The organism is Xylanibacter caecicola (assembly GCF_013166515.1).
Taxonomy (GTDB): domain Bacteria; phylum Bacteroidota; class Bacteroidia; order Bacteroidales; family Bacteroidaceae; genus Prevotella; species Prevotella caecicola.
Map to the genome: position 1 here is coordinate 37,627 of NZ_JABKKJ010000008.1, position 13,652 is coordinate 51,278.

General features: G+C 49.8%; 10 protein-coding genes. 6 read left to right on the plus strand and 4 right to left on the minus strand.

What is annotated here, in order from left to right; translation table 11 throughout:
• Positions 1 to 2: 2 nt before the first annotated feature.
• The 5 genes from HPS54_RS06540 to HPS54_RS06560 all read left to right on the plus strand — a co-directional run bounded on the left by HPS54_RS06540 (position 3) and on the right by HPS54_RS06560 (position 5,316).
• Positions 3 to 1,043, plus strand: a complete 1,041-nt coding sequence (locus tag HPS54_RS06540) for an acyltransferase family protein (RefSeq protein WP_172344667.1) — start codon at positions 3 to 5, stop codon at positions 1,041 to 1,043.
• A gap of 40 nt (positions 1,044 to 1,083) precedes the next feature.
• The gene (locus HPS54_RS06545) at positions 1,084 to 1,965 is read left to right on the plus strand and encodes a decaprenyl-phosphate phosphoribosyltransferase (protein ID WP_172344668.1); all 882 of its coding nucleotides are present in this window, start codon (positions 1,084 to 1,086) and stop codon (positions 1,963 to 1,965) included.
• Complete coding sequence (locus tag HPS54_RS06550; protein WP_172344669.1) at positions 1,962 to 2,642, plus strand: HAD family hydrolase; 681 nt, start codon at positions 1,962 to 1,964, stop codon at positions 2,640 to 2,642. The genes HPS54_RS06545 and HPS54_RS06550 overlap by 4 nt, the downstream gene beginning before the upstream one ends.
• 5 nt (positions 2,643 to 2,647) lie before the next feature.
• Positions 2,648 to 4,084 (plus strand): DUF6080 domain-containing protein, encoded by a 1,437-nt coding sequence (locus HPS54_RS06555; RefSeq protein ID WP_172344670.1) that lies wholly within the window; start codon positions 2,648 to 2,650, stop codon positions 4,082 to 4,084.
• A 227-nt stretch (positions 4,085 to 4,311) separates the two neighbouring features.
• The gene (locus HPS54_RS06560) at positions 4,312 to 5,316 is read left to right on the plus strand and encodes a glycosyltransferase family 2 protein (RefSeq protein ID WP_172344671.1); all 1,005 of its coding nucleotides are present in this window, start codon (positions 4,312 to 4,314) and stop codon (positions 5,314 to 5,316) included.
• Here HPS54_RS06560 and HPS54_RS06565 read toward each other — a convergent pair.
• Positions 5,258 to 6,694, minus strand: a complete 1,437-nt coding sequence (locus HPS54_RS06565) for a lipopolysaccharide biosynthesis protein (protein WP_172344672.1) — start codon at positions 6,692 to 6,694, stop codon at positions 5,258 to 5,260. The genes HPS54_RS06560 and HPS54_RS06565 overlap by 59 nt on opposite strands.
• 105 nt (positions 6,695 to 6,799) lie before the next feature.
• On the opposite strand from HPS54_RS06565, the gene HPS54_RS06570 reads away from it, so the two are divergent.
• Positions 6,800 to 7,894, plus strand: coding sequence for a glycosyltransferase family 4 protein (locus tag HPS54_RS06570; protein WP_172344673.1), 1,095 nt, complete (start codon positions 6,800 to 6,802; stop codon positions 7,892 to 7,894).
• Positions 7,895 to 8,240: 346 nt separating this feature from the next.
• Here the strand turns inward: HPS54_RS06570 and xyl3A are convergent, their stop codons facing one another.
• The 3 genes from xyl3A to HPS54_RS06585 all read right to left on the minus strand — a co-directional run bounded on the left by xyl3A (position 8,241) and on the right by HPS54_RS06585 (position 13,473).
• Positions 8,241 to 10,832: a xylan 1,4-beta-xylosidase gene (gene xyl3A, locus HPS54_RS06575; RefSeq protein ID WP_172344674.1), complete on the minus strand. Its 2,592-nt coding sequence runs from the start codon at positions 10,830 to 10,832 to the stop codon at positions 8,241 to 8,243.
• A gap of 201 nt (positions 10,833 to 11,033) precedes the next feature.
• The gene (locus tag HPS54_RS12915; protein WP_420907316.1) at positions 11,034 to 12,857 is read right to left on the minus strand and encodes a pectate lyase family protein; all 1,824 of its coding nucleotides are present in this window, start codon (positions 12,855 to 12,857) and stop codon (positions 11,034 to 11,036) included.
• Between the two features lie 211 nt (positions 12,858 to 13,068).
• Positions 13,069 to 13,473, minus strand: coding sequence for a hypothetical protein (locus HPS54_RS06585; protein WP_172344675.1), 405 nt, complete (start codon positions 13,471 to 13,473; stop codon positions 13,069 to 13,071).
• Positions 13,474 to 13,652: the final 179 nt, after the last annotated feature.

Consider the following 13,652-nt stretch of genomic DNA (forward strand, 5'->3'; position numbering starts at 1 on the left):
AAATGAATATAAGACAAACCTGCTTCTCGGATCTCAGCCGCTATCGCAGCGAACTTATGGGACTGGCGATGATTTTCGTCATGCTTTTCCATGTGTGGCTGCCCAAGAGCAATCCGATGTACGGTCTGGTGCGGTGTGGCAACGTCGGTGTGGACATGTTTCTGTTCCTCAGCGGTATAGGACTTTGGTACTCGTGGACGGGCAACCGCTCCGTTGTGCGCTTTTTCCGCAAACGTTACATCCGCATATATCCGGCATGGCTCATCATGGCATGCCTGTTTTATATACCTAATTATATAAATACCGACGGTGGCGGATACAGTCCCAATCTGTTTCATCTGGTGGCAAATATAGCAGTGAACTGGAGCTTCTGGCGCATCGACGACCTCACGTTCTGGTTCATCCCGTCCATAATGATGATGTATACGTTCACCCCTGCCTATATGGAAGCCATTCGCCGTGCACCGTCGTGGCGATGGTTGCCGGTGGCATTTATGGTTCTCGCCGTCATGGTTTGCTACTATCCGCCTGTTCACGGAGCTGTCGGTCATGTGGAGATATTCTTCAGTCGCATACCGATTTTCCTGCTCGGCATAAATTGCGGAGAACTTGTACGCACGGGACAAAAGGCTGAACGCTCCTCATTGTGGCTGATAGTGTTAATCTTCATCATGAGTCTTGCCATGTGTGTTGAGTTTGAAGAGTCGTGGCGCGGACGCTTCCCGCTTTTTCTCGAGTGCATGGTATATATACCTCTTGCCGTTACCGCCATGTTGTTGCTTGTCCGCGTGCTGCGTCATACGCCGTCGTGGTTCAACCGTGCAATGGCGTTTGTCGGCGGAGTAAGCCTCGAGATATACCTTATACACGCCCAGTTCGTGCTTAAATACGTAAGAGAGTGGAATCTGGGATATTGCCTCACGGCAGTGACGATGATTGCCGTCTCGGTGCCGTTGGCATGGTTGCTTCATAAAGCTGTAGGTTTGTTGGCTACGCGGTTGGAGCATACGGGTAATGACAAGAACGTGAAGAAAATAGTGTGATATAACATGAGTATGTGTCAAATTACGGAGTTGGAAGAATATGAATAAAGATATAATAAAGATAATGCGCCCCAAACAGTGGCTGAAAAACGTCTTTGTGTTTGTTCCGGCGTTCTTTGCCGGTAGCATTACAGACGTGCACGACATTCTGGCGAGCGTTATTACATTTTTTGCTTTCAGTCTTGCCGCATCGTCGGTCTACTGTCTCAACGATATCATAGACGTGGAGGCTGACCGCCGCCACCCGGTAAAGTGTTCCCGTCCGATAGCCTCCGGTGCCGTTACCGTTTCCGCGGCGGCACGGCTCATGGGCATGCTGCTTGTTGTCTCGGCAATATTGGTGATGCTCCTTGGTCCGGAACGATGGGCTGTTGGTGGTGTGATATTGTTTTACGTGTTGCTTAACATTGCTTATTGCATCCGGCTTAAGCAGTTTGCCATTGTCGATGTGTGTATCATTGCCACAGGGTTCGTGCTGCGGCTTCTCGCCGGTGGTTTTGCTACCGATGTGGTTCTTAGCAAGTGGATAGTGCTCATGACATTTCTGCTCACCCTTTTCCTCTCGTTTGCCAAGCGGCGTGACGATGTCATAAGGATGAACGAGACAGGCGAGCCGCCACGGAAGAACACCGTAAGATACAATCTCACATTTATCAACCAGACTGTGACAATCACCGCCACGGTCACTCTCGTGTGCTATATCATGTACACCGTGTCGCCCGATGTAGGCGAACGGATACATACCCCGTATCTTTATCTCACCACGGTGTTCGTGATATTGGGTCTGTTGAGATATATACAGATAACCGTTGTAGACGAGAAGAGCGGCGAACCAACGAAAGTCATGCTGCATGACAGGTTCATGCAGACAGTTGTGCTGTTGTGGGCAATGTCATTCTTTGTCATAATTTATATGCTATGATACCTCATATTACCAATGATAACGTTTCCCCCGATGTCGTTTCCTCCGCCTCCGGCACTTCCGTGAAGCGGCAGACGGTGCATGCGTTCGACTTCGACGGGACGCTGACAAGCAAGGACACGTTTATCGAACTGATACGTTTTGCCAAAGGCGAAAAAGAACTTTGGCTCGCTCTTCTCAGACATGTGCATCTGCTGGTGGCGATGAAGCTGGGTCTGTACGACAACGGTAAAGCCAAGGAGGCAGTGTTCTCATATTGCTTTAAGGGTATGACGGAAGAGGCATTCGATGATATGTGCCGGCGTTTTGCCTCTGCTAACAGACGTCTGCTGCGTAGCAGCGGCATTGCCATGGTAGGCAGGTTGCAGGCAGAGTGGAACACGCGGGTACTCGTCGTAACGGCAAGTTTGGACAAGTGGGTAGCCCCGTTCTTCAACGACATGCCCGGAGTTACCGTTCTGGGCACTGGCATCGAGGTGAAGGACGGTGTGCTTACAGGACGTTTCAGTACAAATAACTGCCACGGCGAAGAGAAGGTGCGCCGTATATTACGCCTGCTCCCCGACCGCCGTACATATAACCTCGTGGCATATGGCGACAGCGGCGGCGACCGTGCCATGCTCGATTTTGCCAACGAGGGATATTACAGACCATTCAGAAAGAAAGATAACAGATAGATTTTATGAAAAAGATATTAAGACTGTTCAAAATCAGACGAGAGGAGATTGTTCCGTCTCTCATAGCGTTGGTTGTGTTTATCGGCATGCACTGGCTGCTCGTCAGCAAGTATTTCAATTTGTTCTCACAGACAGGCAAGGGACATTGGAACATATTTGTGAACAACTTCATGCTGTCCGGCTTCGACCCTATAACCTATTCCATGCTGACCTACTGGGAACCTAACTATAATGTGTACCGGCATCCGTTTCTCTCGTTCATGGTATGGCCTCTGTCCCGGCTCAACAAGCTTATCATGGATACGACGGGCTTCAATGCCGCACAGTTCATCGTGGTATTGCCGCTGCTGGTGTGTGCCTATTACACGTTCATATTCATGTTCCGCATTTTCCGTGACATTGTCCGTATAAAGAAGGCAGATGCCGTGATACTCTCGTTCATGCTGTTTTCGTTCGCATATATAATGCTTTCCATCATAGCTCCCGACCATTTCGGCATTTCCCTCTTCCTGCTTGTCTTCGCACTTTACGTATCGGGCGTCAAGATGCAGCAGGGAACGGTGCTTAAAACATGGCAGACTGTGGTGCTGTTTTTTGTGACTGCCGGCATAACACTCAGCAACGGAATAAAGATTGTCATAGATGCGCTGTTCGTTAACGGCAAGAAGTTCTTCCGCATAAAGTATCTCCTGCTCGGCGTGCTCCTGCCGTCGGCACTGATATGGGGCTTTGCCCGCTGGGAATACCGAACCTTTGTGTGGCCCAAGGAAATGGCGCGCAACGCCGCAAGAGATAAGGCTCAGGCGGAGAAAAAGCAGAAAATGTTCGAGGCTTTTGCCGATACTGCCGGTATAAAGGACAGCGTGCAGCTGCGGGCGGCGTTCGACAAGGAGATGAACCGCCGTATACAGGCGCGCTATAAGGCAGACCGCAAGAAGCCGTGGAACCGCAATACGGGCAAGCCTATTGCCAGAGGAGAGTTCATGAACTGGACCGACGCCACCACATCGAGGTGGGCGACGGCTGTGGAAAACCTCTTCGGCGAGTCCATACAGTTGCACCAGAAGTTCTTGCTTGGCGACACGCTGCGCAACCGCCCTGCCATTGTGAAGTACAACACGCGTTTCAACTATGCCGTGGAGGCTGTGATATTCATGCTGTTCATCAGCGGAATATGGTATGGCAGACGTTCCCGTTTCCTGTGGATGTGTCTCGCCGGATTTGCGTTCGACCTGTTCCTGCACATGGGACTGGGCTTCGGAATAAACGAGGTTTACATCATGGGAGCACACTGGTTGTTTGTAATACCGGTGGCAATGGCGTATCTTGTGAAGTGCTCCGAGGGCAAGGAACTGTGGGCTTTGCGCTCGTTGCTGGTGTTCCTCGCCGGTTGGCTGTGGGTGTATAACGGCTATATGCTTACGTGGTATCTCACCATTTGAGAGCCACCGGTTCTATATAAGGAAAAGGGTTGAAGATATATCAGAAGAAGATAAGAGGAGATAGAAGAAGATAAATGAAGATAAAAGACGTATGTCTTGTCGCTTCATGATGCTATTGTCCTTTATCTTCCGTGGCACAAGCCACATATCTTCTCCTATCTTCCCTTATCTCCTTTTACCACATCCACATATAAAAAATAATCGACCTTACATTTAAATTATAAGCTATGAAAGTCTCGTTATTGGTTCCTGTATATGGCGTAGAGAAGTATGTTGCCCGCTGTGCCGAGTCGCTTTTCGGTCAGACATACAATGATTTGGAGTATGTTTTTGTGGACGACTGCACCCCGGACAACAGCATCGGCGTGATAAAGAGCGTTCTTGAACGCTTTCCCGAGCGTCGCGACAGTGTTAAGATAATACGTCATGAGGTCAATAGGGGACTTGGTGCAGCCCGTGCCACGGCGCTTGCGGCTTCTACGGGCGACTGTGTCATGCATGTAGACAGTGACGACTATATGCCCCTTGGGGCGGTGGAGGCGCTGTGCCGCAGAATGGAAGAGACCGGTGCCGATGTGGTGGATGGCGCGTATGAACGCGTTGCCGACGGAAAGACTGTTGAGACGTGCATGCCGTATCACGGCAGGACAGACAGGTATGTGTGCATGTTGCTGTGCCAGAACATCTTTTCCAACCGTATATGGGGGCGTCTTTACAGACGTGAACGCTACAAACGGTGCGGTGTGGAACATATAGAGGGCATAGACTATGGCGAGGACTATTCCGTGGTGCCGGGGCTGCTTTACAAGTCGGACAGGGCATGGACGGACGAGGTGGTCTACTGCTACCGCGCGGACAATACGTCATCCTATACACACGCAATGTCCGACAAGAACTATAGTTCGTATGTCAATGCGGTGCATACCACTTATGATATGATATTGAACTACGATGATTACACGGGGCATTATCGCACCGCGGTAGAGATAGGTGTGATGAATCTTTGGCGCTATCTGAGGAGCAGCGGGCGTGGCTACAAGCTTATGGAAGAAGTCTTCAATTATGAACCTTACGGTGTGATGGCATGGATTTGTTATCATCTCATCCGCAGCCGGTGTCCTTTAAAGCTGGCGGATAAGACGTACAGAATGTGGCGCACCGTGTTTGTAAAGTTCATTTACGTTTACGGGAAAGAAAAGCCAGACACTCGTCAAACATCTCACACTTGGTGAGTTTCATTGTTCCGGCATAGAGCGCGACGGCAATGAAAATCCTTAAGGGGAGCACAACGGCGTAGCTCCCTATATTTTTTGTAATAAAGAAGGTGGCACCCATTGTCGCCGCCGCCGCTATCATGAAAGGCATGATGTCGCGCAGGGTGTCCGTAAAGCCCAATTTTATGAACTTGCGGGCGTATGCCTGCCATACGGCAAGCCACATTATGAAGAATGCGGTGTATACCACCACCATGGCGGTCATGCCGTATGGGTGGAACAGGAGTATCACGCCTATCTGCAATACTATCTGTACTATGTTCAGCCACATGTATATATCGGATCTTCCGCTGCTTATGGCAAGGTTCTGATACAGTGTGTAGAAGGGCATGAAAGCACCGCTGATGCAGAGTATGCGGAGCAGGACGACGCTGTCGAGCCACTTGTCGGATATGGTCAGAACGATGAACTCTTCTGCCACGAGGGCAAGCCCGAACATTACGGGAAAGGACAGGAACGCCGTGAAACGCATCATCTTGCGGAATACGCGCCTCTCTCTGTCGCCACTGTCGGCGGCGGAGACAAGAACTGTCTGCGACACCTGGCTCAGTGCGCCGCTGACAACCGAGTTTGCCATGGTGTCCCATTTGTATGCCTGTGTGAAGTTTCCCACGGCTTTCATAGGGAACAATCGTCCGAATACAAGCGTCAGTATGTTGTTGCCAATGGTGTTTATGATGTTGGTGGCGAGTATCTTCACGCTGAAGCCGAACATCTTCTTTACCGGTGTGAAGTCGATGTGCAGTGACGGACGCCAGTCCGAATAGAAATACCGTCCTGCGTTGAGCACGCTGATATATATAATCTGCTGCCATGCCAGGCTCCAGTATCTGTATCCGCTGAAGGCTATGGCTATACCTGCTGTGCCCGACACCGCGAGGGCGGCGAGCGACACCGTGGCAAGCCGGCGGTTCATCATCTTCTTGGTCATATATGCGTTTTGGGCAATGCCGAAAGCGGAGATTACGAAACCGAGGAATACGAAGCGCGACAGTTCCGTCAGCTCGGGACGGTGGAAAAACATGGCTATAAGCGGGGCGCAGAAAAAGAGAACGGCATATATCGTGAGGCTTGCGAGGATGTTGAACCAGAACACCGAGTTGTAGTCGTTGGGTTCAGGGTGTTTGAGGTTAATCAGACCCTGTGTGAAACCGCTGCTCTGCAGGTTGCCCGCGATGACGGTAAAGATTGTAAGTACGCCCACTATCCCGTAGTCTTCGGGCGACAGCAGACGGGCAAGGAATATTCCGATGACAAGGTTCAGAACCTGTGTCACACCGCTGTTTATGGCGCTCCAGAACAGTCCTTGTGCCGTTTTTTCTTTCAGATTGTCCATTCTTATATGTGAGTATACCGCACAAAAGTAATGCTTTTCTTTTGAACTTCAAACAAATAGTGCTATTTTTGCAATGACAGGTAACATGCTTTTCCACCGTATTATATGAAGCGCGTATTCCACATAATATCCCATTTCGACATGGGCGGAGCAGAAAGGGTGGCGGTGAACATCGCCAAGTCCGGCAATCCGGACATAGAGTATCACATCGTAGAGCTAATCCGTACACGCTCGGAGTTTACATCCGCCTTTATCAACGAGCTTAAGGCTGCGGGCATACGCTATCATCGTGCCGTGGTGCCCGACATCCGTTTCCACTATATTTTCGAGCGTTTGGCGGCAGTAACGTTTCCGCTGCGTTTCATCTTCCTTTATCTTAGATACCGTCCGGTTGCCGTCCATAGTCATACCGAAATGCCCGATCTGGCGGTGTTTGCAACATCCCGGCTCTTCCCACGGTTGCTGCGGCGGTGCAGGTTGGTGCGGACGATACACAACACATGTCTGTGGACGGGGCTTAAGAATACGGGCAGGCGTGTTGAACGCTTTTTCATAAGCCGTCGTGCCAATGTTGCCATATCGCAGTCGGTGCTTGACAACTACCGGCGTGAGTACGGAGAGCGTCCGCCTATGATATACAACGGGGTGGGGCAGGTGCCTCAAAAGCCGTATGAGGGCATCGTGCCGGGAAAGAAAAACATACTTTTTGCCGGGCGTTTCGAGCCTCAGAAGGGTATAGACACGCTTGTCGAGATTATCGCCGGGCGGCGCGACGACACGAGATACCATTTCCATGTTGCCGGCGACGGCTCCATGCGCGATGTCGTTATGAAGCGTCTTTCGGGATTGGACAACGTTACGGTGGTGCCTCCCGTCTACGGACTTTCGTCTTATTTGTCATCGTTCGACTATATGCTCATGCCTTCCGTGTTTGAGGGGCTGAGCATAATGTCTATAGAGGCGTCCATGGCTGCATTGCCTGTGATTATCAATAACTGTGCCGGACTTAAGGACACGCTGCCCGATACATGGCGGCTGAAGGTGGAGAACAACGACATCGCCGCATACGACAGGCTTTTCGACAGCGTGATACCGTCCGCCGATGCACATGCCTTTGGGCAGGAGGCACAACGCTTTGTCCTTGACAACTTCGGGATAGAGCGCATGCGGAGGGAGTATGAGAGGATTTATTTGGAGTGATGGACAGTGTGATACATCCTCTCCGCTGTATCGATACATTTTAAAACATGCCGTACTGCTTTCTATCGCATATGAGATACAAATCCATCGCATATGAGATACAAATCCATCGCATATGAGATACAAATCTATCGCATATGAGATACAAATCTATCGCATATGAGATATAAATCTATCGCACCTGTTTAAGGATGTTATGCAATGTCTTTACATATTGGATATAAGTCCGACGGTAATCTTTTAGCATGCAAGAGGTGCCCTTTCAGCCCCTGAAACATGGCATTTCAGACGGCGAAAGGGCACCTCTTGGAACACGGGAGATGATGTGTCGGCGACGATGATGTCTTTAAACCAACTCTTTTACCTCCACTGTTATTTTCTTCAGGTCGGCATCGCGGCTCGATGTTCCCACCATTATATCGTATAATCCCGGTACTACGCGCATGGTGTTGGTCTTCGCGTCCCAGCCCTCGAAGCTCTCGCGGTGGAAGTCTATAGTGACCGTGCGGCTCTCGCCGGCTTTCAGCGATACACGTGCGAAGCCTCGGAGCGTTTTGACGGGACCCTCGGCATCGGCGGTGTTGCGCATATATACTTGTATGATTTCCGTTCCGTCTCGTTTTCCCGTATTCTTCACCGTTACCGTTATCTTTCCGTGTGCGGCGTCATATTCAGGCTTGCCGGTGGTGAACGAAGTGTAGCTCAGTCCGTAGCCGAACGGATATAACGGGCTGTCTTTCATGTAGCGATAGGTTCTTCCCTCCATGCTGTAGTCGTCGAACGCCGGCAGCTGCGAGTCGTTGCGATAGAATGTCACGGGCAACTTGCCGCTCGGGTTGTAGTCGCCGAAGAGCACGTCGGCAACGGCATGCCCTCCCTGTTCGCCTGCATACCATGCCTGGAGTATGGCATCGCATGTTTCCGTCTCGGGTGCAAGCGCCACGGCACTGCCACTGCAGTTGACGAGCACCACCTTCTTGCCTGCCTCGTGAAGAGCCTTCAGTATGTCGCGCTGTGCCTGCGGCAGTTCTATGCTTGTGCGGTCGCCGTTGTCAAAGCCCGGCAGGTTTACTTTTGCCTCTTCACGCTCGAGGTTGGGCGAGATGCCGCCTACGAATATCACAACATCCGCATCTTTTGCCTTGGCGACAACGTCGGCGGCTGTTGTGGGACGGTTGCGGATGATGTCGAAACTCATCGACCCGTTTTCGTCGAACTGTGTGTAGTCTATCTGTATGTTGTAGGACTCTCCCGCCTTTACATTCAGTTCGTTCTTGTAGTAGCGTACATAGTCGTTACGCTTGCGGTTTGACAGTGTGTCGCCGTTGACGATGAAGCGCATGCCGTTGTTGTGGGCAAAGTCCAGGCGTATCGTTTCATCGCGTACGGCAGTGAATGTGCCTTTGAATTGAGCCGTGAAGTCCGACAGTTCGACGCCCGGGGCAAACACCGTATTGCCGCCGCTGTCGAATGCCAACGGTGCGGTATATGTCGCGGTGTATGCCGGTTTGCCGTCCATGTGTATGTTATTCCAGAACATTGCCGACATTCCGGGCTTGCCGTTTTCGTCTCTTAGAAGTCCGAAAAGGCTTTCCGTGTCGTTTATCGAGGTTATGTCGCATGCCTTGGCATATGGCACGGCTTTTCCAATCTTGTCGCGTATGCCTTCGAGCACCGTCACCGTGTGCGTGGGCTGACCGAAGTATATGCCCCACAACATGGTGGAGTCGGCGGCATTAGGTCCCATCACCATTATCCTTGATGCGTCTTTTTTCAGTGGCAGCGTGTTGTCGCGGTTCTGTAACAGCACCATCTGCTCGCGTGCCATGTCCAATGCCAGTGCTTTGTGCTCGGGACAAGCCACCACGCTCTCCGGTATGGAAGTCCATTCCACGAGCGAGTCGGGGTCGAAGTCGCCCAGTTCGAAGCGTGCCTCTAACAGGCGTTTGACGCTCACGTCTATCTGTTCCTCGCTTATCTTGCCTTCTTTTACAGCTTGTGGCAGGTTCTTGTACTCGCTTCCGCACTCTACGTCCGTGCCCGAAACGACACCCTTGGCTGCTGCCGCCGCCGGGCTTTCGGACACTTCGTGGCGTCCTTTGCGCCAGAAGTCGCTTATCGCGCCGCAGTCGCTCACCACTAATCCTCGGAAATTCCACTCGTCGCGCAGTATCTGTTGCAACAGACGGTTGCTGCCGCAGCACGGCTCGCCTTCGAAACGCTGGTATGCGCACATCACTTCTTTTACTCCGGCTTGTTGTACAAGCACTTTGAAAGCCGGCAGGTATGTTTCCCACAGGTCGCGCTGCGAGAGATTGTTTATGTCGAAGTAGTGACGCGTCTTCTCCGGTCCGCTGTGCACGGCAAAGTGCTTGGCGCAGGCATACAGTTTCATGTATTTGTGTCCGGCAGGTCCTTGCAGTCCTCTTACCACAGCCGAACCCATGCGCGCGTTCATGTACGGGTCTTCGCCATAGCTCTCCTGTCCCCGTCCCCAGCGTGGGTCGCGGAAGATGTTTACGGTAGGTGTCCAGAACGAGAGTCCTTGGTATTTACCTACTTTCCCGTGCTTGCGCTGTGCCGTATTCTTGGCTCTCGCCTCGTCGCTTATGGCTGTATAGATGCGCTCGAGCAGTGCGTCGTCAAACGATGCCGCCATTCCTATACATGAAGGAAAGAGCGTGCAGTATCCGTTGCGCCCCACGCCGTGCAGCGCTTCGCTCCACCATGCAAACTGAGGTATGCCCAATCGCGGGATTTCCGGCGAGCGGTCGAGCATGATGAGTGACTTTTCTTGCAGCGTAAGGCGGCTGCAAAGGTCCTCGGCACGTTCTTTCGCGCTAAGACGATGGTCCTGATAGGGGTATATTTGTGCGCTTGACGTAACACTGGTGGCAGTCAGCAATATAGCCAATAATGTTTTTCTGATATTTCCCATGTCGTTAGAATTTATTGTATATGTCTTTATAAAATGAAAAAAGTGGAATATTTATTACAGGCAATAGGCTGATGCTTCTGTGCATTTCGTTCCTTTCGTGCCTTCTGTTATAAATATTCCACTTCTTACGGTTATGTCTTTAAATCCTCGTCCGGTTGCCATTACAGGCGTATATGTCCGGCATGGGATTATTCAATGCCGTCATCTGTTTATGACGAACTTTTTGCCGTTGCGTATGTAAATGCCGCGTTTTGTAGGGTTCTGTACTTCGATGCCCTGAAGGTTGTATATCCTGTTGTCGTCCTTTTTGGTAACGGTTATGTCGTTGATGCCTGTCGGATCACCGAATATCTGCTGACCGTTAAGGAGCGTTCCGCCCTCGTTGCCGCCTTCCATGATGTGTGACACGAGGCTGTTCATATACCTTTCAAGGTTGGTATAACCGTCTTCGCCTATAATTTTTCCGTCGTTGGCATCATTCTTATTCAGTCCGTTTGCTTCCTCCCATGCGTCAGGAATGCCGTCGCGGTCGGTATCGACGGGTGCTGTCTCGCTGTTAAGTGTAGGCCATGCACTCCAGTTTGCGTCGGCATTTGCCGGTTTGTTGTCATCCTGGCTGTTTATTATACCGGGATAGTTCCCGCTTCCTGTGTATGTTGCCACGTTGTTGCGCGTGTCGCTTACCATAAGGTCATCAATCCAGTCGCGGTGCAGTGATGCGCCGGCATAAGTAAGAACACGCTCGTAAGCATCTTCTGCGGAGTGTGTGGTGACGTTGGTGTATTCGACAGGAGTTGTTATCTTTACCTCATTGTCACCGGGATATGTACCGTCGTTACCGGTTTTGTCAATCTGGTTTGACACGCCGTATTTGAAGTTGTCGGCATTCATTGCAGGAAAAGCGGGGTTGTAATTGCCCTCAACATAGAACTTGCCCCATGTGTGAAGCATTGGTTTCCACTCGTTCCATGTCACTGTAACTGTCTTGCCGTTTACATTTATGGTGTTGGTGGTCATGTCTATCTCATACTTCGTTCCGTTGAAAGCGATATAGTTCTTGCCGTTGCTGTGTGAACCGGAAACATGTTTGTCTGTAAACGATGTGCCGGCAGCGGAATTATATCTTGATACGGTAGTTTTCTTGTCAAGGCAATAATCAACAGTTCTTATGCCGGGAGCGGCAAGACGCTGCTGTATGCTTGAGTTTCTTTTTCTTGTTGCGGGTCCCGGTTTGTAGTAGTTGTTTACGATATTTACATTCATACCCTCACCGCCGTAGCATCCATTTCCTGCCCAGTTGTAGAATACATTGTTACGTAAGTCCATGCGTTCGTCTGTCTGTGTGCCGGGACGCGGACCAAGGCGCGGTACGCGTGATTCGTGGTGAGCCATCAGATTATGATGATAGCTTGCACCACTTCCTCCCCAGTTTCCGCCGTAGCCATGTGCTCCTTTGGAATGTCCGGCGTTTTTAAGACTTTGTGATACGATGCACCATTGTACGGTTATATCTTTGCTTCCATAAACAGACAGGCACTCATCTATGCTCCAGCTTACGGAACAGTGGTCTACTATGATGTTCTTTCTGTCCATTCCTCCGAGACCGTCGCCTTCGTGATTTGCAACGTTGGTATTGCCCAAACGGAAGCGGACAAAACGTATTATGACATTATCGGCGGCGATTGTAAAAGGATAGCCGGCGATGCAGATGCCGTCACCGGGTGCTGTCTGACCGGCAATTGTTACATTGCCTCGGTTCATTTTCAATTCAGACTTAAGTTGAATTGTTCCGGACACATCGAATACGATTGTACGCTTGTCGCTTCTTGTGCATGCATATCGGAATGAACCCGGGTTGCTGTTGTCTTCAAGCGTTGTTACATGGTAGACCGCTCCGCCGCGTCCTCCTGTTGTGTACATGCCGAATCCTTCAGCACCGGGGAATGCCGGTGTCTGTGCCATGACCATGTATGGCGTAATCATGCCCATAAACAGTATGACTGCTGTAATAAGTTTATTCTTCATTTTATGTATTTTGTTTATAGTTTGTTAGTAAATTCCAAAGAAATAAGCATGCGATTAAATGTTATTCTTAGTAACATATAATTCATGCAAATATACGGATTTTATCGTTTATACACAAAATGCGGTCTTGTTCTGTTCATCTTTCCATACCATTTTATACATTTGTATATGTATTTTGGATAAAATATACTGTTTTTGTGCATCAGCATCCTTATGTATTTGGCGGAGATAATATGTTTCTTATTTTTTTATGTCTCTCAAGCATTAAGCGCATTCTGCAGCCCGTTCCGTCACTTTTGTTGGAATATAGCAATGTTATACGACCGGTATCTGTTATCCATTCAGCAAGCATATTTGTTCCGTTCTCAAAATATAAGTCTGTATCATCTTCATCAAAGCCGCATACCTGATATTGTCCGGCTATTTCTGTTATCGCAGAAATCAGGGATGATATTTTCTCGTTATTCTTTTTCATCGTGTCATGTATCTTCCGTTTTTCTATTTGAGAATAGTCTGGAGCCTCACCGATGACAAATTCCGAGAAATCAATATGTATGCCATTAAGACGATTTTCAATATCGAACATGCCCGTTATTCCGTCTTGTTTCAGTTTCATCCCATCAACATATACAAATCCGTCACTTTTTATCCCTGCGTTGACAATATCAGTTGTAATTTTACTGAAACCGTCTTCCGGTATGTTCCAGGAAATGTTGCATATAAGTTTTAATGATTTGTTAACGTTGTCATTTCCTTCGGTGTTATTTATCTGGATACTATTTTTTCTTGTATTGT

Excerpts from the sequence above, each read along its gene's own strand:
- HPS54_RS06550 (WP_172344669.1), top strand. The coding sequence starts at position 1,962 with ATGATACCTCATATTACCAATGATAACGTTTCCCCCGATGTCGTTTCC.
- HPS54_RS06585 (WP_172344675.1), bottom strand. The coding sequence starts at position 13,473 with ATGAAACTGAAACAAGACGGAATAACGGGCATGTTCGATATTGAAAAT.
- HPS54_RS06560 (WP_172344671.1), top strand. The coding sequence starts at position 4,312 with ATGAAAGTCTCGTTATTGGTTCCTGTATATGGCGTAGAGAAGTATGTT.
- HPS54_RS06555 (WP_172344670.1), top strand. The coding sequence starts at position 2,648 with ATGAAAAAGATATTAAGACTGTTCAAAATCAGACGAGAGGAGATTGTT.
- HPS54_RS06545 (WP_172344668.1), top strand. The coding sequence starts at position 1,084 with ATGAATAAAGATATAATAAAGATAATGCGCCCCAAACAGTGGCTGAAA.
- HPS54_RS12915 (WP_420907316.1), bottom strand. The coding sequence starts at position 12,857 with ATGAAGAATAAACTTATTACAGCAGTCATACTGTTTATGGGCATGATT.
- HPS54_RS06570 (WP_172344673.1), top strand. The coding sequence starts at position 6,800 with ATGAAGCGCGTATTCCACATAATATCCCATTTCGACATGGGCGGAGCA.
- HPS54_RS06540 (WP_172344667.1), top strand. The coding sequence starts at position 3 with ATGAATATAAGACAAACCTGCTTCTCGGATCTCAGCCGCTATCGCAGC.
- HPS54_RS06565 (WP_172344672.1), bottom strand. The coding sequence starts at position 6,694 with ATGGACAATCTGAAAGAAAAAACGGCACAAGGACTGTTCTGGAGCGCC.
- xyl3A (WP_172344674.1), bottom strand. The coding sequence starts at position 10,832 with ATGGGAAATATCAGAAAAACATTATTGGCTATATTGCTGACTGCCACC.